General features: G+C 72.5%; 21 protein-coding genes. 12 read left to right on the forward strand and 9 right to left on the reverse strand.

Annotation, left to right across the window (positions count from 1 at the left end; genetic code table 11):
- Positions 1–25 precede the first annotated feature (25 nt).
- Genes AB0E07_RS31785 through AB0E07_RS31800 form a run of 4 tightly spaced genes read left to right on the forward strand, consistent with a single transcriptional unit; the run spans position 26 to position 3603 of the window.
- Entirely contained in the window at positions 26–976 is a 951-nt protein-coding gene (locus AB0E07_RS31785; protein ID WP_362259921.1) for an ABC transporter permease, read from the forward strand.
- On the forward strand, positions 973–1830 hold the full coding sequence (locus AB0E07_RS31790; RefSeq protein WP_362259923.1) for an ABC transporter permease: 858 nt from the start codon (positions 973–975) through the stop codon (positions 1828–1830). Before AB0E07_RS31785 ends, AB0E07_RS31790 begins: the two co-directional genes overlap by 4 nt.
- Entirely contained in the window at positions 1827–2822 is a 996-nt protein-coding gene (locus AB0E07_RS31795; protein ID WP_362259925.1) for an ABC transporter ATP-binding protein, read from the forward strand. The genes AB0E07_RS31790 and AB0E07_RS31795 overlap by 4 nt, the downstream gene beginning before the upstream one ends.
- The gene (locus AB0E07_RS31800) at positions 2815–3603 is read left to right on the forward strand and encodes an ABC transporter ATP-binding protein (protein ID WP_362259927.1); all 789 of its coding nucleotides are present in this window, start codon (positions 2815–2817) and stop codon (positions 3601–3603) included. Before AB0E07_RS31795 ends, AB0E07_RS31800 begins: the two co-directional genes overlap by 8 nt.
- Positions 3604–3691: 88 nt before the next feature.
- Here AB0E07_RS31800 and AB0E07_RS31805 read toward each other — a convergent pair whose 3' ends face one another.
- The 4 genes from AB0E07_RS31805 to AB0E07_RS31820 form a co-directional block, all read right to left on the reverse strand.
- Complete coding sequence (locus AB0E07_RS31805) at positions 3692–5290, reverse strand: cation acetate symporter (RefSeq protein ID WP_362259929.1); 1599 nt, start codon at positions 5288–5290, stop codon at positions 3692–3694.
- Positions 5287–5577 (reverse strand): hypothetical protein, encoded by a 291-nt coding sequence (locus AB0E07_RS31810; protein WP_362259931.1) that lies wholly within the window; start codon positions 5575–5577, stop codon positions 5287–5289. Before AB0E07_RS31810 ends, AB0E07_RS31805 begins: the two co-directional genes overlap by 4 nt.
- Positions 5578–5682: 105 nt before the next feature.
- A complete protein-coding gene (locus AB0E07_RS31815; protein WP_362259933.1) occupies positions 5683–7128 on the reverse strand; it encodes an amidase in 1446 nt (481 codons plus the stop codon).
- A 29-nt stretch (positions 7129–7157) separates the two neighbouring features.
- Positions 7158–8804: an ABC transporter substrate-binding protein gene (locus tag AB0E07_RS31820; protein WP_362259935.1), complete on the reverse strand. Its 1647-nt coding sequence runs from the start codon at positions 8802–8804 to the stop codon at positions 7158–7160.
- A 273-nt stretch (positions 8805–9077) separates the two neighbouring features.
- Here AB0E07_RS31820 and AB0E07_RS31825 point away from each other — a divergent pair, with 273 nt between their 5' ends.
- The gene (locus AB0E07_RS31825; RefSeq protein WP_362259937.1) at positions 9078–9539 is read left to right on the forward strand and encodes a DUF3237 domain-containing protein; all 462 of its coding nucleotides are present in this window, start codon (positions 9078–9080) and stop codon (positions 9537–9539) included.
- Positions 9540–9587: 48 nt separating this feature from the next.
- Here AB0E07_RS31825 and AB0E07_RS31830 read toward each other — a convergent pair whose 3' ends face one another.
- Complete coding sequence (locus AB0E07_RS31830; protein ID WP_362259939.1) at positions 9588–10001, reverse strand: MarR family transcriptional regulator; 414 nt, start codon at positions 9999–10001, stop codon at positions 9588–9590.
- A gap of 194 nt (positions 10002–10195) precedes the next feature.
- On the opposite strand from AB0E07_RS31830, the gene AB0E07_RS31835 reads away from it, so the two are divergent.
- The 4 genes from AB0E07_RS31835 to AB0E07_RS31850 are packed head-to-tail and all read left to right on the forward strand — an operon-like array spanning position 10196 to position 14078.
- Entirely contained in the window at positions 10196–11107 is a 912-nt protein-coding gene (locus tag AB0E07_RS31835) for an SDR family NAD(P)-dependent oxidoreductase (protein WP_362259941.1), read from the forward strand.
- 1 nt (position 11108) lies between these two features.
- Complete coding sequence (locus tag AB0E07_RS31840) at positions 11109–12020, forward strand: amidohydrolase family protein (protein WP_362259943.1); 912 nt, start codon at positions 11109–11111, stop codon at positions 12018–12020.
- 11 nt (positions 12021–12031) lie between these two features.
- Complete coding sequence (locus AB0E07_RS31845) at positions 12032–13576, forward strand: long-chain fatty acid--CoA ligase (RefSeq protein ID WP_362259945.1); 1545 nt, start codon at positions 12032–12034, stop codon at positions 13574–13576.
- A gap of 43 nt (positions 13577–13619) precedes the next feature.
- Entirely contained in the window at positions 13620–14078 is a 459-nt protein-coding gene (locus AB0E07_RS31850) for a MaoC family dehydratase (RefSeq protein ID WP_362259947.1), read from the forward strand.
- 375 nt (positions 14079–14453) lie between these two features.
- On the opposite strand, the gene AB0E07_RS31855 is transcribed toward AB0E07_RS31850, so the two are convergent.
- The 3 genes from AB0E07_RS31855 to AB0E07_RS31865 form a co-directional block, all read right to left on the reverse strand.
- Complete coding sequence (locus AB0E07_RS31855) at positions 14454–16178, reverse strand: acyl-CoA dehydrogenase family protein (protein ID WP_362259949.1); 1725 nt, start codon at positions 16176–16178, stop codon at positions 14454–14456.
- 69 nt (positions 16179–16247) lie between these two features.
- Entirely contained in the window at positions 16248–16808 is a 561-nt protein-coding gene (locus AB0E07_RS31860; protein WP_362259951.1) for a PadR family transcriptional regulator, read from the reverse strand.
- 327 nt (positions 16809–17135) lie between these two features.
- Positions 17136–18608, reverse strand: coding sequence for a hypothetical protein (locus AB0E07_RS31865; RefSeq protein WP_362259953.1), 1473 nt, complete (start codon positions 18606–18608; stop codon positions 17136–17138).
- Positions 18609–18901: 293 nt separating this feature from the next.
- Here AB0E07_RS31865 and AB0E07_RS31870 point away from each other — a divergent pair, with 293 nt between their 5' ends.
- A complete protein-coding gene (locus AB0E07_RS31870) occupies positions 18902–20485 on the forward strand; it encodes a cation acetate symporter (protein WP_362259955.1) in 1584 nt (527 codons plus the stop codon).
- Positions 20486–20525: 40 nt separating this feature from the next.
- Here AB0E07_RS31870 and AB0E07_RS31875 read toward each other — a convergent pair whose 3' ends face one another.
- Positions 20526–21491 (reverse strand): bile acid:sodium symporter, encoded by a 966-nt coding sequence (locus AB0E07_RS31875; protein ID WP_362259988.1) that lies wholly within the window; start codon positions 21489–21491, stop codon positions 20526–20528.
- Between the two features lie 268 nt (positions 21492–21759).
- On the opposite strand from AB0E07_RS31875, the gene AB0E07_RS31880 reads away from it, so the two are divergent.
- Positions 21760–22827, forward strand: a complete 1068-nt coding sequence (locus AB0E07_RS31880; protein ID WP_362259957.1) for a maleylacetate reductase — start codon at positions 21760–21762, stop codon at positions 22825–22827.
- Positions 22828–23034: 207 nt separating this feature from the next.
- Positions 23035–23625, forward strand: coding sequence for an ATP-binding protein (locus AB0E07_RS31885; RefSeq protein ID WP_362259959.1), 591 nt, complete (start codon positions 23035–23037; stop codon positions 23623–23625).
- Positions 23626–23659 lie beyond the last annotated feature (34 nt).

Here is a 23659-nt window from a genome sequence, read left to right on the forward strand (position 1 = left end):
CAGGTCGTGAAGGAGGCGGTCCGCGATGACACTCCGCTTCGTCGCCACCCGCCTCGGCATGCTGCTCGTGACGGTGTTCGTCTCCAGCCTGGCCATCTACGGCGCCATGTTCCTCACGCCCGGTGACCCCGCCACCCTGCTGGTCGGCGGCAGCCGGAACCCCGACCCCGCCGTACTGGCGCAGATCCACCGCGAGTACCACCTGGACGACCCGTTCATCCAGGGGTACTGGCACTGGCTCTCGCACTGTCTCCAGGGCGACTTCGGCCAGTCCCTCGTCTACCGCGACTCCGTCGCCGGCCTCGTCTCCGCCCGCGCCGGCGACACGGTCGCCCTGGTCGCCTACGCCTCCGTACTGGTCCTCGTCGGCGGCACCGTCATCGGCACCGCCGCCGCCCTGCGCGGCGGCCGCACCGAGACGCTGACCACGGCCCTCACCTCGGGCGCCATGGCGGTACCCACGTTCGTCATGGCGGTCGTGCTCATCTGGCTGTTCGCCGTCCAACTGCCCTGGTTCCCGGTCTACGGCTCCGGTGAGGGCTTCACCGGGACCCTCTCCCATCTCACGCTGCCCGCCGTGGCGCTGGCCATGACCTGGATCGGCTACGTCGCCCAGGTCACCCGGACCGCCGTCCGGGCGGAGATGCGCTCGGAGCACGTGGAGACCGCCCGCAGCCGCGGCGTCCCCGAACGCGTCGTGGTCCGGCGGCACATCCTGCACAACGCCTCCGGACCCGTCTTCGCCGTCTCCGGTGTCGGCATCGCCGGCCTCATCGCCACCGCGGCCGTCGCCGAGCAGGCGTTCGGCACCGGAGGGCTCGGCGCCCTCATGATCGAGGCCGCGTCCAAACAGGACATGGCCGTCGTCCAAGCGGTCTCGCTGATCTTCGTCGTCGTCTTCGTCGTCCTCAACACCGCGGTCGACCTCGTCAGCGCGGCCCTCGACCCCCGCACCGCCCAGAAGGGGGCCCGATGACCACCGCCCTGTCCGCGCCCACCGCCGCCGAACGCCGTGCCGCCCGACCGCGGGACCGGCTGACCCTCGCCGCGGGATGCGTCGTCGGCCTCGTCGTCCTGCTGGCCCTGATCGGCCCGCTGATCGCACCGCACGACCCGAACGCCGTCGACCCCCTGAACGTCAACGCCGGTCCCACGGGCGCACACCTCCTGGGTACCGACGACACCGGACGCGACCTGCTGTCGCGCCTCGTCGCCGGCGCCCGCGCCAGCCTCGCCGCCCCGGCCGTGGTCATCGCCGTCTCCACCACGCTGGGCACCCTCCTGGCCCTGGCCGCCGCCTGGTTCGGGGGATGGCTCGACCGCTTCGTCTCCGGCGCGCTGGACGTCGTCTTCGGCTTCCCCGGACTGGTTCTCGCCGTCCTCGTCGCCGCCGTCTTCGGCGCCGGCCTCACCGCCCCGGTCGTGGCCCTCTCCATCGCCTACCTCCCCCTGGTCACCCGGGTCGTACGCTCCGCCGCGCTCCGGGAACGCAACCTGCCGTACGTCTCCGCGCTCCAGCTCCTCGGCGCGCCCACCGCCCGGATCTGGCTGCGCCACCTGCTGCCCAATCTGCTGCCCCTCGTCCTGGTCCAGGCCACCATCGGCTTCGGCTACGCCCTCCTCGACGTCGCCGCGATCTCCTTCCTCGGCCTCGGCAGCCGGCCCCCGGACCCCGAGTGGGGGCTGATGGTGTCCAACGGAGCCCCCTCGATCCTCGCTGGCCAGCCGCAGCAGTCGCTGTACGCGGGCCTCGCCATCCTGATCGTCGTCGTCGCGTTCAACCTGCTGGGCGCCGGCCTGTCCCGACGACTGCTGGGAGACACCGCATGAACTCGCCACCCCTGCTCCGCATCGACGCCCTCGGTATCGGCCTGCCCCTGGACGGGGCCGTCCGGACCGTGGTGCACCGAGCCGACGTGACCATCCACGAGGGCCAGGCCGTCGCCCTGGTCGGCGAGTCCGGTTCCGGCAAGTCCCTCACCGCCCGCTCCGTGCTCGGCCTGCTGCCCCGGCGGGCGCGAGTCGACGGGGACGTGCTGTTCGCCGGGGAGTCCGTGCCGGGGATGAGTCCGCAACGCCTGCGGACGTACCGCTCCTCGGACGTCGCGATGGTGTTCCAGGACCCCCGCGCCCACATCAACCCCGCCCGCAGCATCGGCGACTTCCTCACCGAGGGCCTCACCACGGCGCGCGGGGTGCAGGCCGCCGACGCGGCCAGGAAGGTCACCGGCATCCTGCGGGAGGTCGGCATCGCCGACGCCGACCGGCGGATGCGCCAGCGGCCCCACGAACTCTCCGGCGGTCTGCTCCAGCGCGTCATGATCGCCGCCGCGCTCGCCGTCGAACCGAGGCTGCTCCTCGCCGACGAGCCGACCACCGCCCTCGACGTCACCACCCAGGAGGAGGTGATGGCCATCATCGGGGAGACCCGCGCGGCCCGCGGGCTCGCCATGCTGTTCATCACCCACGACCTGGAACTCGCCGCGGCCGTCTGCGACCGCGTCGCGGTGATGTACGCGGGTTCCACCGTCGAGGACCTGCCCGCGGGGCACCTGCGCGATCACGCCGCGCACCCGTACACCCGGGCCCTGCTGGCCTCCCGTCCCGCGGTCGACGACGCCGGGGCGGGCCTGCGCTCCATCGAGGGCCGGCCCCTGTCCGGTTTCGAGGTGCCGCGCGGCTGCGCCTTCGGCGACCGCTGCCCGCGCGTCCAGGACCTGTGCCGCACCGAGCTGCCTCGGCCGGGTGTCACGGGCGAGTCCACCGCGGCCTGCCACTTCCCCCATACGCACTCGTCCGAGGAGGCGGGCAGCCATGCTTGAAGTACACGGTCTGCGCAAGGTGTTCGGTGACTTCGCCGCCGTCGACGAGGTGACGTTCTCCCTGGCCGAGGGCGGATCGCTGGCCGTCGTCGGGGAGTCCGGCTCCGGGAAGACGACCACCGCCCGAATGGTCGCCGGCCTGGAGACCCCCAGTTCCGGCCGGATCACCGTCGCGGGCGAGGAACGCGGCACCGCGCGGGTCGGCTCACGGGAGCGGCGGGTCCGGGGCCGGCAGATCCAGATGGTCTTCCAGGACCCGTACTCCTCCCTCGACCGGCGTCAGCGCGTGGGCGACGCCGTCGCCGAGGCGGTCCGGCTGCACCGGCGCTCGTCGGGGGGCGAACTCCGCTCCAGAGTGGCCGAGTTGATGCACCTGGTGGGTCTGGACGACCGGCAGGCCCGGTCCTTGCCGAGGGCGCTGTCGGGTGGCCAGCGCCAGCGGGTCGCCATCGCCCGCGCCCTGGCCGCCGAACCCCGGGTCCTCATCCTGGACGAGGCCATCGCGGCCCTGGACGTGTCGATCCAGGCGCAGATCCTCGGCCTGCTGGCCCGTATCCGGCAGGACACCGGCACCGCGCTGCTGTTCATCACGCACGACCTGGGCGCCGTCCGGCACATCAGTGACGAGGTGCTGGTGATGCAGGGGGGCCGGGTGGTCGAGCAGGGTTCCGTGTCCTCGGTGCTGGGGCAGCCGAGGGAGGCGTACACGCGCAGGCTCATCGACTCCATCCCCAAGCCCGGCTGGACACCCCGCAGAAGCGCCGACCGGGCGGCCGCCTGACGCCTCCCCGTAGCGGCGGCCACCGCAGGCAACCGGCCCGGCCCCTCAACAGGGGCCGGGCCGGACTGCGTTGGCATACCGTGCCAGGTCAGTGCGCTGTCGTCGGGGCGCCGTCAGGACGTGCCGTCACGGACGGCCGGAGGCGGCTGCCGGCCCACCCCAGGAGGAAGCCGACGGGGACGGTGACGAGCGCGATGTTCTGGAGCGGGAACCAGGCGAAGTCGTACTCCGGCAGCAGCGCGTACGGCTGTCCCGACACGGTCGGTCCGAAGACCTGCAGCAGCAGGCAGCAGCCCAGTGCGCCGAACAGCGTGGCCAGCAGCCCGAAGCGGCTGAAGCCGGGCCAGAAGAGCGTGTACACCAGCGCCGGGAGGACGGCGGAGGCGGCCACGGCGGCGGCGAACGAGGCAAGGAAGACGATGCTCCACGCGTGCAGCAGCACGGCCAGGAACACGGCCGCCACACCGATCGTGACCACCGCCCAGCGGGCCATCGTCGCCTCCTGCCGCTCCTCCACGGCGCCCTTGCGCAGGGTGTGCGCGTAGACGTCGTGGGACAGGTCCGTCGCGGAGGCGAGCGCGAGTCCGGCGACCGAGGCCAGAGCCGTGACGAAGACGGCGCAGGCGACCATCGTGAACAGGGTCCGGTCCGCGTTCGCCGCGTTCGCCGCGTTTCCCGCGTCGAGCGCGCGGGCCAGCAGGAACAGCGCGGTGTCGCCCCGCGGATCGTCGGCGAGGATGGCGCGGGCCCCCACGACCGCCGCCGTGGCGAGCCCGAGCAGCACCGTCGCGCCGTGGAACACGGTGATCATGACGACGGCACGGCTCGTCGCACGCCGGGCGGTCCGGCCGTCGCGGGTGGCACCGATCCTCATCAGGACGGGGGGTACCGTCGCGGAGCCCAGACAGACGGTCAGCGCCAGTGACAGCAGGTCCAGGGTGCCGGTCGTCGTGTCACCGAACAGTCCGCCCGGGGCGTGGAAGACCTCGGCGCCCCCGCCGCCGAGGGCGGCCCGGTCCAGCAGGGCGCCGAAACCGCCGTCGAAGCGGCCGACGGCCAGCCAGGTGAGGACGAGGACCACGCCGAAGACCAGCAGCGCCTTTCCCGCCTGGATCAGGCTGGTGCCCCGCATGCCGCCGAAGGCGGCGAAGGAGATGATGAGCACGCCGATGAGCGCGGTGCACACCTGCGTGGTGCCCGGTGCCTTCAGCCCGAGGACGTAGGCGGTGACGTCTCCCGCGACCGTGAGCTGGACGACCATGAGGGGTACGCAGATCACCAGGGTGAGCGTGGTGCCCGCGATCCGCGGCACGGCACCGGCCGTCCGGGTCTCCAGGATCGACCCGAGCGTGAACCGGCCGGTGTCGCGCAGGGGTTGGGCCAGGACCAGCAGGACGATCAGGGCGGCGCAGGCGGAAGCGGCCAGCAGCATGCTGTCGTAGCCGCTCAGCGCGACCGTGCCGATGGGGCCGAGCAGTGCCGTGACCGGGATGGAGTCCCCGCACAGGGCGAGGGCGCTGCGCGTGGTGGGCAGGGAGCGTTCGGCGGTGTAGAAGTCGGAGGCGGTGTCGCCGGCCATGCCCGCGCCCAGGCAGAGCAGGAAGCAGACGCAGACGACGGCCAGGAAGAGGGTGATCGGGTTGATCAGGCCCGACTCGGCGGCGGCGAGAACTCGGTGACCGGTCACGGTAGTTCTCCTCTGCGGTCCACCGCGCGGGAGCAGGCTCGGTCGTACCGGAGGGCGGAGAGCAGCATCGTGGCGGCCTGGGCGCTGAGGAGCAGCATTCCGAGGGTGTAGGAGCCGGCCACGCGGGTCGCCGTGCGGTCGTCCAGGGCGAGGGTGGTGACGACGACGAGGGTGAGGGCGGCCGCGTTCACGATGACCAGACGCCCGCTCAAGTGGGTTGCCGAGGGCCGGGGTTGGGCCGGCTCGGCGGTCGGGGAGGCGGGTGGCGGGGGTTCGAGGAAGGACATGGCGGAACTCCGGAAGGTGCGTGCGAGGTGTGGGGGAGGGAAGCAGCGTGCCCCGGCGGCTCGGGAGCCGCCGGGGCACGGGTGCGAAGAGCCGGGCCGTGTGGGTCAGCCGGCCTGCGGGGCGATGGCCGGCCGGGTGCGCGGGGCGCGGGACTCGATCGCGGAGGCTACGTGGAGCAGCAGGTCCTCCTGGAAGCGGCCGCCGATGAGCTGCACGCCGGAGGGGAGTCCGTCGCGCGTTCCGGTCGGTACGGAGATCGCCGGGAAGCCCAGTACCGGGACCGCCTGCATCGGCCACTGCGCGGCCAGCAGTTCCCGCATCCGGGCCGGGCCCGCGAGGTCCGCGTCCTGTTCGAAGGGCGGCTCGGCGCAGACCGGGGTCAGGACGACCGTGTGGCCGCCGAGGAACCGCTGGAGGCGGCCCACGAGGGTGCCGCGCCGGGCGTAGCCCCTGATGTAGTCGGTGAGGGTGGGCTGTTCGCCCCAGATCTCTGCGGCGGCGGCGAAGGAGTCCGCGAGGGACGCGCGTACCGCGTCGTCGCCGAACCGCTCGATCTCGGACGTCATCGTCCGCAGCTCCTGGTAGAGCAGCAGCGACCACAGGCGGGCCGCCTCGTCGAGCAGGGGCAGTTCGACCTCCTCCACCTCGTGGCCGGCCTCGGCCAGCCAGCGGGCGGCGTCGTCGACCGCGGCGTCCACGGAGGGGTGGGGCTTGGCGCTTCCGGCGTCGCGCACGACGGCGACCCTGACCCGGCCCGGGGTGCCGAGCGGCGGGCGGACGGGGAGGCCCACCGGGTCGTTCAGGTCGGGCGTCACCATGGCGTGCAGGCCGAGACGGACGTCGTCGACGGTCCAGCCGAGCGCGCCGTGGACGGCCATGGTCTGGAAGGACAGCGGGCTGTCGAACTCCTCGGCGCCGCGCGGCTCCACTCCGGAGACCAGCCCCATGGTGGGGCGCAGGCCGACGGCTCCGCAGCAGTAGGCGGGGAAGCGGACGGAACCGCCGATGTCGTTGCCCTGGGCGATCGGGGTCATGCCGGCGGCGACCGAGGCGGCGGCGCCTCCGGAGGAGCCGCCCGGGGTGTGGCCGGCGTGCCAGGGATTGAGGGTCCTGCCGTGCAGGTCGTTGGAGGTGAACCAGCGGACGGCGAAGGCGGGGCTGTTGGAGCGGCCCAGCAGGGTCGCGCCGGCCTCGCGCAGTCCGGCGACGCAGACCGCGTCGTCCTCGGCGACCGCGCCCGCCCAGGCCGGGACGCCGTGCGAGCTGACGTACCCGCGCTGCGAGGTATTGATCTTGGTGGAGACGGGGACACCGAGCAGCGGGGGGAGATGCCCGCCCGCGGCGACGGCGGCGTCCGCGGCAGCCGCCTGGGCGAGCGCCTCCTCGGGGCGGACGTCGACGAGGGCGTTGAGCGTGGGGTTGGTCGCGTCGATCCGGGCGAGGAACGCCCTGGCGACCTCCGTCGCCGAGAACGTCTTCGCGCGGATTCCGGCGGCCAGTTCGGCGGCCGAGTGGTCCCACAGCGGCTTGTCGCCCGTGGTGGCGGTCATCTTCGTCTCCTGAGGGGAAGGGGTGTCGGTCACTTGTCGGTGCCGCCGAGGTGGGCGGCCCAGGGCATGCCCATGTACGCGAAGGACGTCGGAGCGCCGCTGAGCCGCTTGTTCATGAACATCCGCTCGTGCGTGGTGGCCAGGTAGACGGCCGGGATGGTGGGGGTGAACAGGGCCTGGGCCTCACCGTAGGCGGTGGCCGAGGCCGCGGGGTCGGAGGACGTGCGGGCCCGGTCGAGCAGCTTCGACGCCTCGGGGTTGCTGTAGTTCGTCCAGTTGAACAGGCCGCCCGGGTTGACCATCTCGGCGACGTAGGACGACGGGTCCGGCATGGTGACGTAGCCGAAGGTCAGGACGAGGTCGAGGTCCGCGCGGGCCGAGGGGTCGTAGAACAGCGAGGACATCTCGGTCGGCTGGAGCTGCTTGATCTCGATCTCCACGCCGATCGTCTTCGCCGCGGCCTGGATGAAGGTCAGTGCCTGGAGCGCGCGCTGGTCACCCGCGGGGATGGCGGCCACCAGCGGGCGGGACGGCGTTCCGGCCTCCTCGACCAGCTTCTTCGCCGCGGCCTCGTCGGGTTCCGGGGCGTCCGGGAGTTCCTTGTAGGCCGCGTCGAACTCGTCGGCGGCCTGGTCGCCGCTCCAGGTCAGCGGCGGGACCAGCGACTTCAGCGTGGTGGCGTCGCCGCCGAAGACGTTCTTGATCAGCGCCTGGCGGTCGACGACCAGGGACAGCGCGTCGAGGAGCTTGCGGTCGGCGGCCGGTGACTCGGCGTTGCCGGGGATCAGCAGGACGTTCTGGGTCGACGGGCCGAGGTGGACGGCGCCGACGTCGGACTGGGCGAGCGCGGTGGCACTGGTGGGCGGCAGCTCGTAGGTGCCGTCGACCTCACCGGACAGGAGTGCGCTGGTCAGGGTGTTGCTGTTGGTGATGAACCGGAACTCGACCTGCTTGGCCCTCGGCTTCAGCGCGGTGTCCCAGTAGGCGGCGTTGCGTTCGATGGTGAGGGAGCCGCCCGACTTCCAGGACCCCAGCTCGAAGGGCCCGGTACACATCAGGCCGCCCTTGGCCGTGCCGTAGGCGGCTCCGGCCTTCTCCGTGTACGACTGCTCGCTGACCGCGCCGAACGACGTGGACAGGGCCTTGGGCAGCGTCTGGTCGTAGCCCTTGGTGCGCAGGGTGACCTGGTGGGCGCCGGTCGCCTTGATCGAGGTCACGTCGGCCAGGTAGTTGCCGTAGAGCCCCTGGGTCGCCGGGTCCCGCTGGCGCTCCAGGCTGTAGACGACGTCCTCGGGGGTCATGGGGGAGCCGTCCCAGAAGGTGACGTCGGAGCGCAGGTCGAGGACCAGGGTGCGGTCGTCGGTCCAGGCGACCTTCTCGGCGAGCCCGGGGCTCAGGGAGAAGTCGGCGTTCATCCGGGTCAGGGTGTCGCAGAGGTTCGCCATGACGGTCTGGGGCGAGTAGTCGCCGACCTTCGCGGGGTCCAGCGTCGTCGGCTCGCCGTAGGGCAGGGCCCAGGTCACCCGGTCCACCTCGGAGGTGCCGGGGGCCGTCGTGGTGGTGAGGCGGTCGGCCGCTGGGGACGCGCCGCTTCCGTCGGACGAGCCGGTGCAGGCGGTGGCGGCCAGCAGGCCCACGCTCGTCAGCACCGTCAGGACCGTTCTCTTTGCAGCCATGGCTGATGCTCCTTGCCGAGAGGAGTGAGGGAGGAAGAGGGCGACGCTCGCGAAGGGGGGAGGCGTGGAAGCGTCGGCGAGACGTCGTAAACGAACGTCATATAACGTTGTTGCATGTCACGCTTGCATCTGGTGAGGTAACCCGTCAAGGGCACAGCGTGGCCGTCTCGTAAACCGGGCGTCCCGCCCGGTGGGCGTGATCGCCCCCGGTGGTGCCCGGCCCGTCCGGCGCGATCGTGTGCGCCGGCTGTTCAGCAGAAGCGGAGAATCGCCATGTCATTCACGCCCGCACTCGAATTCGCCTTCGAGATCCGCGCCGAGGTCGCCGAGACCCTGCACATCGGCAACGGCGACGGAGAGGTCACCGAGTTCACCCCCATCACCGGAGGCTCGGTGGACGGCCCCCGGCTGCGCGGGAAGGTCCTTCCCGGCGGCGGGGACTGGAGCAGTACCCGCGGGGAGGTGTGCGAACTGGAGGCCCGCTACCTCCTCCGGACGGAGGACGGCGCGGTCGTCGACATCGTCAACCGCGGCTACTACCGGCCCAGGGCCGACGCCCCGGACCAGTTCGACGGGGAGCTGCGGGTCAGTGAGGCCGGGCACTACTACCGCACGTCACCGGTCTTCCGTACGGACGCGCCCGCGCACCGCTGGCTCGCCGAGACGGTCTTCGTCGGCCTCGCCCGCCCGGACGGCGAGGACGCGGTCGTCATCCGCATGTACGCGCTGAAGTAGCGGCGGCGCGCGGGGTGGTCGGCCCTGTCGCGGGGTGGCCGGCCCGCCTCAGGAAAGCGACCGCCATGCCTCGTTCAGCGCCTCCCGGAAGGCGGCGGTCTCGGCCGGGCTCATGCCGGCGGTCATCCGTTCCTCCACCCCGCGGGTCGCCTCGGCGTACTCGGCCAGCAGGCCGCGGCCGGTGCCGGTCAGCAGGATGAGGCGCTCCCGGCGGTTGGCCGGGTTGGGTTCGCGACGGATCAGACCGCGGCTCTCCAGGGCACGCACCATGTCGGCCATCGTCTGCGCGGTGACGAACGAGTCCCGGGCGAGCTGGGCGGCGGAGACGCCGTCGTGCCGCTCCAGCACGGTCAGGGCGGTGTACTGGAGCGCGGTGATCCCGGCGGGCTTGAGGACCTCCTCCAGGCGGGCGCGTACCGCCAGCTCCGTCCTCTTGACCAGGTAGAGCAGCGAGGTGCTCACGTACGTCCTCCCGTGGTGGCGGTCCGGGCGCCGGGCTCGGCGCGGCGGCGGTCGTCCCACCCTAGGGCATTGACAGGAATCCTGTTGAATGAGCAGACTGGCGTTCATCAGGATTCCTGTCGATCCCGGCCTCGGTGCCGGCGATCCCGGCATCCCCTCCTCCCTTTCTCCCACCACCTACGAGAGGCCCTCTCATGGATCTCCAGGGCAAAGTCGCCATCGTCACCGGCAGCGGACGCGGTCTCGGCCTGGCCTACGCGCAGGCGCTCGCCGCGGCCGGAGCCGCCGTCGTCGTCAACGACGTCGACAAGGAGACGGTCGACGCCGCCGTCACCGGCATCCGGGCCGAAGGCGGCACCGCCACCGGTGTGGTGGCCGCCGTCGGCGACAGCGAGTCGGCCCAGCGGCTGGTGGACGCCGCGGTCGAGGAGTTCGGGCGCCTGGACGTCCTGGTCACCAACGCCGGCATCCTGCGCGACCGCGTGCTGTGGAAGATGACCGACGACGACTTCGACGCCGTCGTACGCGTCCATCTGCGCGGCACCTTCACCTGCGCGCGGGCCGCCGCGGTCCGTATGCGCGAGCAGGGCACCGGAGGCAGGCTCGTCCTGATCTCCTCCCCGGCCGGGCAGCGCGGCAACTTCGGCCAGACCAACTACGCCGCCGCCAAGGCCGGCATCGTCGCCATGGCCCGCACCTGGGCGATGGAACTCGGGCGGGCCGGCATCACCGTCAACGCCGTCGTACCGGTCGCCGCCACCGAGATGACCAAGACCATCCCGGCCTTCGCCCCGGTCATCGAGGAGTCCGAGCGCACCGGCGCCCCGCTGCCCGACTGGCTGCGCAAGGACGAGGGCCTCGGCACGGTCGAGGACGTCGCCGCACTGATCACCTTCCTCGCCTCGGACGCCTCCGCCGGCGTCACCGGGCAGGCCATCGGCATCGGCGGCGACCGGCTGGCGCTGTGGGCGCACCCCCGGGAGAAGGCGGTCGCCCTCGCCGACGGCGGCTGGAGCGCCGACGCCATCGCCGCCGAATGGCCGGGCGGCGTGGGCGCGGAGCCCGAGACCTACGGCATCCCCGCGCCCCAGGCACCGGGGGTCTGAGATGAGCGACCTCGCGCCCGACCGCGACCGGACCAACGCGCTCGACCTCGACCGGATCACCGCGATCGACGTGCACACGCACGCGGAGATCTCCAAGGACGGACACGGTGCCCTGAGCCCCGAACTCTTCGGCGCCTCCGAGGAGTACTTCAAGGCCCACGGCCACCGGCAGCCCACCATCGACGAGATGGCCGACCACTACCGCGAACGCGGCATGGCCGCCGTGGTGTTCACCGTCGACGCCGAACACGCCACCGGCCACCCGAGGATCTCCAACGAGGAGATAGCGGAGAGCTGCGCCGCGCACGCCGACGTCCTGATCCCGTTCGCCAGCGTCGACCCCCACAAGGGCCGCGCGGGAGTGCGGGAGGCCCGGCGCCTCGTGGAGCGGTACGGGGTCCGCGGCTTCAAGTTCCACCCCAGCATCCAGGCGTTCTCACCCGACGACCCGATGGCCTACCCCCTGTACGAGGCGATCGAGGAACTCGGTGTGCCCGCCCTGTTCCACACCGGCCAGACCGGCATCGGCGCCGGTGTGCCGGGCGGCGGCGGCATCCGGCTCAAGTACTCCAACCCGATGCTGGTCGACGATGTCGCCGTGGACTTCCCGCAGTTGCGGATCATCCTCGCGCACCCGTCGTTCCCCTGGCAGGACGAGGCCCTCGCGGTCGCCACGCACAAGCCGTACGTGTACATCGACCTGTCCGGCTGGTCGCCGAAGTACTTCCCGCCCCAACTCGTGCGCTACGCGAACACCTTGCTCAAGGACAAGGTCCTGTTCGGCTCCGACTACCCCGTCATCACGCCCGACCGGTGGCTCGCCGACTTCGACAGGCTCGACATCAAGCCCGAGGTACGGCCGAAGATCCTCAAGGAGAACGCCGCCCGCGTGCTCGGCCTGCTCACCGACTGAAGGAGCCCCCCGTGTGGAACCAAGGCATCGGCTCCTGGCCGGCGCGCCGGGCCCGCAAGACACCCGACCGGACGGCGGTCGTCCACGAGGATCGCGAGCTGACCTACCGCGACCTGCACCAACGCGTCCTGCGTCTCGCCCACGCCCTCGACGGGCTCGGCGTGTCCCGGGGCGACCGGATCGCCTACCTGGGCCCCAACCACCCGGCGTTCCTGGAGACCCTGTTCGCCGCGGGGGCGCTCGGCGCGGTGTTCGTCCCGCTCAACACGCGCCTCGCCGCGGCCGAACTGGCCCACCACCTGGGCGACTCGGGCGCCGTCGTCCTCGTGCACGGCCCCGAGCAGGCGACCGCCGCCCGGGCCGCGGCGGAGGAGTCGGGCGTGGCGCACCGGATCGCGCTCGCGGGATCCGGCGAACGGGCCCTCGGCTACGAGGAGTTCCTCTCCACCGGCGGCACGGAACCCCTGGACGTACGGGTCGAGCCCGACGACCCCTGCATGATCATGTACACCTCGGGGACCACGGGCCGAGCCAAGGGCGCCGTCCTCTCCCACGCCAACATCACCTGGAACAGCGTCAACGTCCTCGTCGACACCGACCTGACCGGCGACGAGGTGACCCTGGTCGTCGCCCCCCTCTTCCACACCGCCGGCCTCAACATGACCTGTCTGCCCACCCTCCTCAAGGGCGGCCGGGTGGTGCTGCACAGCTCCTTCGACCCCGACCGGGTCCTGGAAACCGTCGAGAGCGGGCGCGTGACCTACCTGTTCGGCGTCCCCACCATGTACGACGCCATGGCAGCCCGGCCCCGCTGGGCCACCACCGACCTGTCCAGCCTGCGTACCGTCACCTGCGGCGGCGCGCCCGTTCCCGAGCGCACCATCGCCACCTACCTCGCCCGCGGCCTGGCCTTCAGCCAGGGCTACGGCATGACCGAGGCGTCCCCCGGCGTGCTCTTCCTCGACAAGGAACAGACCTCCGCGAAGGCGGGCTCGGCGGGTGTCCCGCACTTCTTCACCGACACCCGCGTCGTCCGGCCCGACGGCACCGAGGCGGGTCCGGACCAGCGCGGCGAGGTGCTCGTCCACGGGCCCAACGTCATGACCGGCTACTGGGGCCGGCCCGCGGACACCGCCGCCGCCCTCAGCGAGGACGGCTGGCTGCGCACCGGCGACGTCGCCCGGACCGACGTCGACGGGTACGCGTACATCGTCGACCGGGTCAAGGACATGTACGTCTCCGGCGGCGAGAACGTCTACCCCGCCGAGGTGGAGGACGCCCTGCTCACCCACCCCGCCGTAGCCGAGTGCGCCGTCATCGGCGTGCCCGACGCGGTCTGGGGCGAGGTCGGCCGAGCGGTACTCGTGCTCCGGCCCGGTGCGGACGCGTCCGAGGACGACATCCTCGGCCATCTGCGCGGCCGCCTCGCCAAGTACAAGATCCCCAAATCCCTGGTCCTGACGGACGCCCTGCCCCGCACGGCGTCCGGCAAGATCCTCAAGCCCGTCGTGCGGGACGCCTACGCGACCGCACCGGCCGACCACCCCCGCCCATGACCGGCTCAGCACCGCTCCCCACCCCTTGAAGGGACCTCTCCCCATGCCCACCAACGCCCACGGCCTCGCAGGACTCACGGCACTCAGCGGGACCGACCTCGGCCGCACCGAGTGGTTCGGGATCACCCAGGACCGCGTGAACACCTTCGCCGACGCCACCGACGACCACCAGTGGATCCACACCGACCCCGAGAAGGCCAAGGAGGGCCCGTTCGGCGGCCCCATCGCCCACGGGTACCTCACCCTCTCCCTCATCATCCCGCTCTTCGGCGAGCTGCTCACGATCAGCGGCACGAAGCTGAGCGTCAACTACGGTCTGGACAAGGTCCGTTTCCCCAGCCCCGTCCCCGTCGGCGCCAAGATCCGTCTGCACGGCGTCGTCGGCGAGGTCGAGGAGGTCAAGGGCAACGGCGTCCAGATGCCGCTGACCTTCACCGTGGAGGTCGACGGTCAGGACAAGCCGGCCTGCGTGGCGCAGGCGGTGTACCGGCACTACGCCTGACGGGCGCCCGTGGACGACGTGACCGGGCGACCCGCCGGGGTCGCCGGACCGCGCAGGCCGATCGGGGCCTCGCGGGCTTCGAGCGACAGCCGGTGCCCACCGAGGAAGGGCCCTCCACGGACAGCAGACCGGCTTCGTAGAGGTCGGTGACCAACTCCAGCTCGGGCCCGAGGAGAACGGGGAAACGCCGTGTCGCCTCCTGCCACGGCAACGGCGCCCAATCCGTGGTCAGTTGACCGAACAACATCGCTCTCCTCAGACACTGCCGGGCTCTTGGCAAGGATCGTACGGCCGGCCTCCCCCCTCGGCGGCGGGGACCCTGCGGGCGACCTCACCCGCCGCACCCCGCGCCGAGGGGGAACTGTGCACGAAGGGTCAGGGCATCATCTCGTAAGCCCCGGACAGGGCCTCGACGTGCTGCCATACGCGCTGGGAGCGGTCCGGGTCGATGACCGGGCGGCGTACCGCGCCGAGGGCCCAGTGCTGCTGGTCCTCCGTGGCGGAGTCCTTGCCGTGCAGTTCGACGGCGTGGGCGGAGAAGTCGCGGACGAGGACGGCGAAGAGTTCGTCGAGGACGTCCTCGTCGAGGCCGGTCAGCGCGGCCTGTTCGAGGAGCAGTTGAGCGTGGACGACCAGGGCGAAGAGCTGACCGACGGCGAGGAGCAGGTCGAGGTCCCGGCTCTGCTGCTCGTCCGGGGCCGCCGTGCGGACGAACTCGCAGAGCGCGTCGGCCTGTTCGCGGAAGCGGGCGACGTTGGACAGGCGGGCGTAGGCGTCGAAGGCGGGGCGCCAGTCGTGGAAGCGGACCGAGCCGAGGCCGCGGGCCGGGCCCTGCCGGAAGAGGAAGTCGTCGTCGGCCGCGTCGAGACGGGTGGGCACGGGCTCGTAGGCGACCGGGTCGAGCAGGTGGTTGCGCATGAACTTGAGGATCAGCGCCAGGTTGACGTGGACGGTGCCCTCCAGCTTCGGCAGACCGCGGATCTCGACGGCGGCCTGCGCGAAGTAGTTGTCCTTCTCGAAGCCCTTGGCGGCGATGACGTCCCACATCAGGTCGATGACCTTCTCGCCCTCCGTGGTCACCTTCATCTTCGTCATCGGGTTGAAGAGGAGGTAACGCCGGTCGTCGGGACCCGCGGTGCGGAAGTAGTCGACGGCGCGGTCGCTGAACAGCTTCATGCCGACGAGCCGGACGTACGCGTCCGTCAACTCGCGCCGCACGTGCGGGAAGGCGGTGACGGGACGGCCGTAGAGGACGCGGTTCTGCGCGTGGGTGACGGCCTCGTACATCGCGTGCTCGCAGATGCCGATCGAGGCGGAGCACAGGTTGAACTTGCCGACGTTGACCGTGTTGAGGGCGGCGTCGAAGGCGGCGCGGCCGGTGTGCAGGACGTCCTCGGCGGCGACCGGGTAGTTCTCCAGGCGGAACTCGCTGACGTACTTGGAGGAGTCGACGACGTTCTTGACCAGGTGGTAGGAGGCGTGGCGGCTGTCGGCGGCGAAGAAGACGTAGCCGTCGGGGCCCTCGACGTCGGTGCGGCGGCCGAAGACGGAGACGAGGCCGGCCTTGTTGCCGTTGCCGATGTAGTACTTGGAGCCGGTCGCCCGGAAGCCGCCGTCGCCGTCCGGCTCCAGGAGCATGTCGGTGGAGTAGATGTCGGCGCCGTGGGTCTTCTCGGACAGGCCGAACGCGAACACCTCGCCCTCGGAGAGGAGTTCGGCGGCGCGGGCACGGGCGTCGGCGTTGTCGCTCTGCCAGACGGGGCCGAGGCCGAGGACGGTCACCTGCCAGGCGTACCAGTAGTCGAGGCCGTAGAAGCCGAGGATCTCGTTGAGCGCGGCTATGCGGGCGGTGTCCCAGCGCTTGTCGCCCTCGCCCTCCCCGGCGGCCGAGGCGGGGGTGAGGAAGGTCGCGAAGAGCCCTTCCTTGGCGGCGAAGGCGAGGAAGTCACCGAGCCAGGCGCGGGTCCGGTAGTCCTCGATCAGCCGGCGCTTGCCCCGCTCCTCGAACCAGTCGACGGTCGCGCGCAGCAGCCTGCGGGTCTCCGGGTCGAAGTGCGCGGGGTCGTACGTCCGCGGGTTGAGGAGCAGCGCGTCGGTCATGGTGCCGCCTTTCGGCTGGGAGGGTGAGGGTGGGTCCGGGCGCGGGGCCCGGGGTGCCGGTTCGGCCGGTCAGCGCTCGGCGCCGAAGCGGGCGAGGGTGGCGAGGACGTCGTCGAGCCAGGCGATCATCATGCGTTCGTAGGCGATGCCGCCGCGCAGCACGACGTGCTGGAGTTCGCGTTCCGCGTCGAGCGGCCCGTCCGGACGCGCCGGCGCGCCGAAGTCTCTTTCCTCGCCCGCGAGATAGTGGGCGAGGCGGTCCGTGTGCGCCTGCCGGTGCCGTCGGACCTCGCTGATCAGGGCGGCCGGGTCGTCGAAGGCGGCGCCCCTGACCTTCACCGCGAGGTCGTGCCGGACGCTCTCGGGCTCGGTCGGCTCGTGCAGCCACGCGGAGAGCGCGGCCCGTCCGGGGGAGGCGACGGAGTACTCCTTCTTGTCCGGGCGCCCGTACTGGGGGATGTCCCGGACGTCGATCCAGCCGTCGGCCTCCATGCGCTTGAGGACGCGGTAGATCTGCTGGTGGGTGGCGGTCCAGAAGTACCCGATGGACCGCTCGAACCGCCGGGCCAGCTCATAGCCGGAGCCGGGCTTCTCCAGCAGGGAGACGAGGATCGCGTGGTCGAGCGCCATGCCCCCGATCCTCCTATGCACCTCGTTGCATAGCAACGCCGCCGCGGTGAGACACGGCTCACCCCGGAGGACGGGTGTTCTGGGGCTTGAGGGGTGGCTGATCCCGGAGGCGCGGGACGTCGTGGCGCGGGGTGCCGGGATTGTTCGACGGGCCCTTGGCGCCGCCCGGTCCGGCCGACGGCTGACCCGGCGTCGGTCAGGTGCGGTCGGCCGACTCGCTCCCGGCCGGCCGGGCCCGCAGCGTGGCGGCGAAGTCCTCGGCGCGGGAGCACTGGACACGCAGCTGCTCCACCTGCTCCGCCGCGGGGGTCGCCCGGGACCTCCCGCTCACAACCCCGCGAGGTCCAGCAGCCACTCCATGTGCCGCACCGGCAGGAACGGCGAGGCAGCCGCGGCCTCCGCGACCTGTTCGGAGGGGTCGGCGAGGAGTCGGTACAAGGACGGGAGAGGGAGGTTGGGGTGGGCTGCGACAGCACGGCGGACGCGCGACTCGGGGTCGGCGGCGAGCCGCTCGGCGAGTTCCGCGGGGAGATCCGGGTCGCGGGGGGAGAAGGAACGGAGCCGGGGTTCGGCGTCGGTGGCGAAGCGGCGCAGCACCGGCGCGGGGAAGGTGAGGACCTGCGCCGTGTCCCACCAGAAGGTGAACTTGTCCCTCCGGCGGTAGCGGCGCTCGATGTTCTCGGCGGTGACCGGATCGACCAGGTGCGGAGCGGTGTGCGCCGCGGTGAGGCGGACGATCTCCTCGTCGTCGTCGAGGAGCCGGGCCACCGTGTCGGCGGGCAGAGCCTCAGCGGCGGCTGCCGAGACCCTGAAGCAGACGTACGGCGAGTCGACGTGGGGCAGCGGGTCGGCAGTGACCCAGGGGAGGCGAAGAATGCGCAACTCGTCGCGGGCGGCGAGGTTCTGGTACCACTGGATCACGGTCGCATCGTCGGCATCGGGGCTCGGGTCGGGCAGCGACCGGGAGAGTTCGTGGACGGAAGTGTGGATCTCGTGCCGCACGTCCTGCGGCGTGTCGGGCCGTGCGAAGACCTTCACGCGGACGTTCAGGGCCGGGTCGCCGGCGAGGACCTCGCGGAGGGGTAGCGGCAGGTGCGGGTGGCGGGCGAGTTCGGCGCGTACCTCGCTGTCCGGATCGTCGGCGAGCCGCCGGAACGTGTCCGCGTCGGGAGCGGCGTGCACGACCGCGCCCGCCCGGGTCACCGGGTCCGCGAGCAGGGCGGGCACGAGGTCGAGAGGCGGGACCGGATAAGGCAGTTGAGCGAACCAGGTCGAGCAGGCCGCGCCGCGGACCTCGGCCTCCGGATCGGTGAGCAGCAGGCGACGCACCGGTTCCGGTGCCCGGCTCCACTGCCTCGCCAGGGTGGCGCGGATCTCGGGAACGGGGTCCTGGGCGAGGCGTGCCCGCAGCTCGCTCGGCGTGTGGCCGTTCCGGGCAAGGGACTTACGGACCTGCGGATCGGGGTCGTCGACGAGCCGCTCCAGCAGCAGCCGGGGTGCGGTCGCGGCGCGAACGGCGAGCGCGGACCGTACAGACTGGTCCGGGTGTCCGGCCAGGCTCATGCGGAACCGGTCCGGCAGGCGGCCGTTGAGCGCCAGGCCGTGCAGGAGCCAGTGGTCTTCGGTCGCGATGATCTCGGCGATCATGTCGTCGGAGAGGTCCGGACGTCCGGCTACCTTCCGCGTGCCTCGCCGCCAGGCGAAGAGCCGCCGGATCGAGTGAGCCGGCAAGGCGGAGTTGGCCGCCAGTCCGTCCATCACGGCGCCGAGGTGGAGCGGTGTCGGGGTGTCGGCGTCCATGAGGTCAGGATGTCAGGAGGGGGCCGTGGTGTGGCGGCCGGGCCATGAGGCCGGACTCCGCGCGGCGGTCGGACTCCGCGGGGCGATCGCTGGGCCTGTGCCCGTGTACACGTCCTGTCCGTGCGTGTTGTGCACCGGCCTTCCGATGTCCCGGCAGCCTGGACGGCGTGTCGCGCTGCTGGTGGCATCGCCGCCATGTCTGCCGCATCTCCTGTCCCACGCCACCGGCGCGCCTTAAGCCACCCCACCGCCCCCCTGGGCGTCCTCGACCCGGCCGCGGGGAGGTGGCGTTCGTGAACACCACGGACGGACAGTCCCTCGCCGCCATGGTCTTCCTGGTCTTCGTCGCGGTCTCCCTGCTGCTGTGCGGGCTGGCCGCGGCCGACCTGGACGAGCCGGAGCAGTTCTACGCGGGCGGCAGCGCCGCGTTCGGTCCCGTGGGCAGCGGACTCGCCATCGCCGGCGACTACGTCTCGGCCGCGACCCTGCTGAGCACCACGGGCTCGGTCGCGCTCAACGGCGGCGACGGCATCCTGTTCGCCGTCGCGACGGTGGCCTCACTCTGGCTCGTGATGCGTGTCCTGGGCGAACACCTGCGCCGCGAGGGCGTGTTCACCCTCGGCGACTTCATCACCGACCGGCTCGGCGACCACTCCGCGGGCCGGGCCCTCGGCATCGCCGCCCTGATCGTGCTCACCCCGATGCTCCTCGTCCAGCTGTCGACGGCCGGGCACATCATGGCCGCCATGTTCGGACTCCCCGAGGGGGCGCTCACCGGCTGCACCGTCGGCAGCGGCGTACTGATGATCAGCTACGCCGCGTTCGGCGGCATGCGCGGAACGGGCTACATCCAGATCCTCAAGGTCGCCGTGGTGCTGTTCGCGGTCCTGCTGCTCGCCGGGCTCGTCCTCTCGCACTTCGACTGGTCACCGTTCGCCCTGTTCGAGGCGGCGCAGAACCAGTCGGGAGCCGGTACCGACTACGCCCTGCCCGGACTCCACTTCGGGCACTCCCTGCTCGGCCGGCTCGACCTGATCAGCTTCGGCGCCACGCTGCTCCTCGGCGCCGCCTGCCTGCCGCACCTCACCATGCGACTGCACCCCCTGCGCGACGCCCGTACGGCCCGCCGCGCCGTCGGCTGGGCCGTGGGCCCGGTCGCGGTCGTCTGCCTCGGCGTCGTCGTCGCCGGTCTCGGCGCGTGCGCCCTGCTCGGCCGGGACGCGGTACGGGCCGCCGACCCCGGGGGAGCGACCGCCCTGCTGATGGTGACGGGCGCCCTCGACCCGACCGCCGCCGGCACCCGGCACAGCATGCTCTTCGCGATCGTCGCCTGCGCCGTGTTCGCGACCACCCTCGCCGCCGTCGCGGGCATCACCCTGGCCGCGGCGGCCGGACTGGTCCGGGACTTCGCCAAACGGCCCGCAGGCGGGCAGCCGCCCCGGCACGCCGGCCGCGAGGTCCGGCGGGCGCGGACGGGGGTCGTCCTGTTCGGCTCCGTCGCCGTCTTCCTCGCCGTACTGCTCCGCGACCGCGGCACCCTCACACTGATCTCGGTGTCCCTGGCGGCCAGCGCCTCGGTGCTCGCCCCGATCCTGCTGTACGCGCTGTTCCTGCCGGGCTACACGGCGACCGGCGTCCGGTGGACCGCGTACGGCACCCTGCCCCTGATCGTGGTGCTCACGGTGATCTCGCCCGCCTTCTCCGGCGCCCCCACCGCGCTCTTCCCCGACCGGGACTTCCATGTGTTCCCCTTGCAGACACCCGGCCTCATCACCATCCCCGTCGGCTTCCTGCTCGGCCTGGTCGGCCGGGACCGGTCCCGGCCACCGCGGACCACCCCGTGGAAGAAGCTGACCGGCGCGGGCGCCCGGGGATGAGGAGGACCGTGTCCGGCGGGCCGCGGCCACCGGGGAGCGGTCAGCGCGCCCCGGACCCGGCCCGAGCGTCCGAGGGCACCAGGTGGGGGACGAGGTGTACGAAGGCCACCATGCCGAGGACCTCGACCAGGGTCTGCGCGACCACGACGACCGCGGCCACGGCCAGGGCGTCCGGCAGGGCCAGGGCCAGGGGGAGCACCACGAGCGAGTTGCGGGTCGCGCCGGTGAACACGATCGCCCGGCAGGCGGGTGCCGCGAGCCGGAACAGCCGGGCCACGGCCTTGCCCGCGAACGCCATCACCACCAGGAACGCGACGTAGAACGGGACGACGGCGACGACGTCGTCCCGGCTGTCGCCCAGCTGCGGCACCTGGGAGGCGACCACGACCAGCAGGGTGGCGGCCATCAGCGGCACCATCGCGGTGCTCGCCGCGTCGGCGGCCCTCCGGCCGGCCGGGCGGCGGGCCGCCCACGCCTGAAGGGCCCAGGCCAGGGCGAGCGGGACGACGATCAGGAACACGAACGCCTCGACGAACGGGCCGACCTCGACGACGCCGGCCAGGTCCGAGCCCATGAACAAGTAGAGGAACCCGGGCAGCAACGCCATCTGCGCGACCAGCAGCACGGGTGTCGCGGCCAGCAGGCGCCGGGCGGAACCGCCGGCCAGACCGGAGAAGACGATCACGTAGTCCACGCACGGGCAGAGCAGCACCAGCAGCACGCCGAGCCGGACCGCCCGGTCGGAGGGGAGGAAGGTGAACATCGCCGCGACGACCAGCGGCACGACCACGAAGTTGACCGTCGACGCGGCGGCCAGGAAGCGGCCGTCGCGCAGGGACCGCACCAGTTCGGCGGCCGGCACCTGGAGGAAGGTCACGAACAGCAGGGCGCCGAGCACAGGGTTGACCGCGTGTTCCAGCCCCGGCCCGAGGCCGGGCGCGGCACCGCCCAGCAGCCCGCCGACGGCCAGCGCCGCCAGGTAGAGCGCCACCTGGTGGCGTTCCATCCGCCCGACCAGGCCCTGCGGCCCCCGCTCCGACACCCGATCCGCTCCTCACGCTCCGAGGGCCGCCCGCGGCAGCCCCGCCCCTCCATCCTCACAGGTCACCGCCCGCGCCCGCGCCACGGCCCCGCACCGGCGGCCCTGGAGGTATCGTGCGCGCAGGGGCCCCCGTCGCAGGTCGCGCCGCGGGTCGCCGGTCCCATTCGGCTCGCCCGGTTCGACGTCGTCGTGGAGCCCGAGGCCGAGGACGACCTGCCCGCGGAGGTGGACGATGTGGAGTGAGTTCACCTACCAGGCGCTGCCGATGCGCGTCGTCTTCGGCGCCGGCCGCTCGGCCCACCTCGCCGAGGAGGTGACCGCGCTCGGCCTGGAGCGGGTTCTCGTGCTGTGCACGCCGGGCCGACGGGACCTCGCCGAGCGGATGGCCGACGGTCTGGGCCGCCGTGCGATCGGAGTCTTCGCCGGAGCCCGGATGCACGTACCCGCCGAAACAGCGGAGGCGGCCCGCGCCGCCGCGGCCGAACTCGGCGCGGACGGCTGCGTGGCGGTCGGCGGCGGCTCCACCATCGGCCTCGGCAAGGCCGTCGCACTCCGGCACGGCCTGCCCGTCGTCGCCGTGCCCACCACCTACGCCGGGTCGGAGATGACCCCGGTCTGGGGGCTGACCGAGAACGGCGTCAAACGCACCGGACGCGACCCGGCCGTCCTTCCGCGCAGCGTCGTCTACGACCCCGAACTGACGCTCACTCTCCCGGTCGCCACCTCGGTGACCAGCGGCATGAACGCGCTCGCCCACGCGGTGGAGGGACTGTACGCGCCCGACGCCTCACCCATCGTCTCCCTCATGGCCGAGGACGGTGCCCGGGCCCTGATCGAGGCACTGCCCCGAGTCGCCGCGGACAGTGCGGACCTCACCGCCCGAAGCCGCGCCCTGTACGGGGCCTGGCTGTGCGGCGCGGTCCTGGGCGCCACGACGATGTCCCTGCACCACAAGCTCTGCCATGTCCTGGGCGGCTCCCTCGGCCTGCCGCACGCAGAGGCGCACACCGTCATGCTGCCGCACACCCTCGCCTACAACCAGCCGTTCGCCCCCGCGGCCGTCGCCGTCCTCACCAGGGTGCTGGGCGAACGGGCCGACCCCGCCAGGACCCTGTGGGAGTTCGCCCACGAGCTGGGCGCCCCGCACTCCTTGAGTGAACTCGGCGTGCGGGAGGGCGACATCGGAGCCGTCGTCGAACAAGCACTGGCCAACCCCTACGCCAACCCGCGCGAGGTCACCGCGGACGGTCTCACCGCCCTGCTGCACCGCGCGCTGGCCGGACAGCCGCCGACCGCCTGAGGAAGCGGGGGCACGTCACCTCGGCCCGGCGACCACGGAAGCCGCGGCACGTCAACTCCGGCCGGACACACACGAATTGTGGGAGTGGCGTGCAAGTCGCAGTGGATCTATGCAGGATGGGTGGTACCGGTGGAGGGCGCGGGCGCACTGCACGGGGGGCAGCATCGCCATCGAGTCAGACACCCGACCTCGCTGAAAGGTGTCCGGGTGACACTCAAGGGGCGCGTCCGGGAACGTGATTCCCTGGACCGGTTTGTCGCGGCACTCCGCAAGGGCCTCAGCGGAGCGGTCCTCCTGCGCGGCGACGCGGGCATCGGCAAGACCGCTCTCCTGGAGCACACGGCCGCCGAAGCCGCCGACCTGCGCGTCCTGCGCGCGGCGGGAGTCGAGGCCGAGTCCCGGTCTCCCTTCGCCGCGCTGCATCGCCTGCTCGTGCCCTTCCTGGACGGGCTGAAGGAACCGGCGCCCTGCCGAACGCCCAGCGCGAGGCGCTGCGCGTCGCCTGAGGACTGGCCGAGGGCCCGGCGGCGGACCCGCCGTCCGCAGCGGCGACCGCGTCCTCGCCGCCGACGCGCTGAAGACCCTGGCCTCCCGGGCCGCGGCCGCCGGTACGCCCTGGGCGCGGGGCCTCCTCGCCCGCTCGTCCGCACTGCTCGCGGACGACACACACGCCGATCCGCTGTACCGGCAGGCGATCACCCTGCTCTCCTCGACCCGAGCCCGCTCCGACCTCGCCCTCGCCCATCTCCAGTACGGCGAGTGGCTGCGCCGCCGGAAGCGCCGCAAGGACGCGCGTGAGCAACTGGGCACGGCCGTCGCGATGTTCGACGCC

The organism is Streptomyces sp. NPDC048002 (assembly GCF_040653275.1).
GTDB lineage: Bacteria > Actinomycetota > Actinomycetes > Streptomycetales > Streptomycetaceae > Streptomyces.

Bases quoted from the DNA above. Each gene is read 5' to 3' on its own strand.
- AB0E07_RS31795 (WP_362259925.1), top strand. From the start codon at position 1,827: ATGAACTCGCCACCCCTGCTCCGCATCGACGCCCTCGGTATCGGCCTG.
- AB0E07_RS31860 (WP_362259951.1), bottom strand. From the start codon at position 16,808: ATGGCGCTCGACCACGCGATCCTCGTCTCCCTGCTGGAGAAGCCCGGC.
- AB0E07_RS31820 (WP_362259935.1), bottom strand. From the start codon at position 8,804: ATGGCTGCAAAGAGAACGGTCCTGACGGTGCTGACGAGCGTGGGCCTG.
- AB0E07_RS31850 (WP_362259947.1), top strand. From the start codon at position 13,620: ATGCCCACCAACGCCCACGGCCTCGCAGGACTCACGGCACTCAGCGGG.
- AB0E07_RS31835 (WP_362259941.1), top strand. From the start codon at position 10,196: ATGGATCTCCAGGGCAAAGTCGCCATCGTCACCGGCAGCGGACGCGGT.
- AB0E07_RS31810 (WP_362259931.1), bottom strand. From the start codon at position 5,577: ATGTCCTTCCTCGAACCCCCGCCACCCGCCTCCCCGACCGCCGAGCCG.
- AB0E07_RS31875 (WP_362259988.1), bottom strand. From the start codon at position 21,491: ATGGAACGCCACCAGGTGGCGCTCTACCTGGCGGCGCTGGCCGTCGGC.
- AB0E07_RS31815 (WP_362259933.1), bottom strand. From the start codon at position 7,128: ATGACCGCCACCACGGGCGACAAGCCGCTGTGGGACCACTCGGCCGCC.
- AB0E07_RS31880 (WP_362259957.1), top strand. From the start codon at position 21,760: ATGTGGAGTGAGTTCACCTACCAGGCGCTGCCGATGCGCGTCGTCTTC.
- AB0E07_RS31865 (WP_362259953.1), bottom strand. From the start codon at position 18,608: ATGGACGCCGACACCCCGACACCGCTCCACCTCGGCGCCGTGATGGAC.
- AB0E07_RS31825 (WP_362259937.1), top strand. From the start codon at position 9,078: ATGTCATTCACGCCCGCACTCGAATTCGCCTTCGAGATCCGCGCCGAG.
- AB0E07_RS31785 (WP_362259921.1), top strand. From the start codon at position 26: ATGACACTCCGCTTCGTCGCCACCCGCCTCGGCATGCTGCTCGTGACG.
- AB0E07_RS31840 (WP_362259943.1), top strand. From the start codon at position 11,109: ATGAGCGACCTCGCGCCCGACCGCGACCGGACCAACGCGCTCGACCTC.
- AB0E07_RS31790 (WP_362259923.1), top strand. From the start codon at position 973: ATGACCACCGCCCTGTCCGCGCCCACCGCCGCCGAACGCCGTGCCGCC.
- AB0E07_RS31855 (WP_362259949.1), bottom strand. From the start codon at position 16,178: ATGACCGACGCGCTGCTCCTCAACCCGCGGACGTACGACCCCGCGCAC.
- AB0E07_RS31800 (WP_362259927.1), top strand. From the start codon at position 2,815: ATGCTTGAAGTACACGGTCTGCGCAAGGTGTTCGGTGACTTCGCCGCC.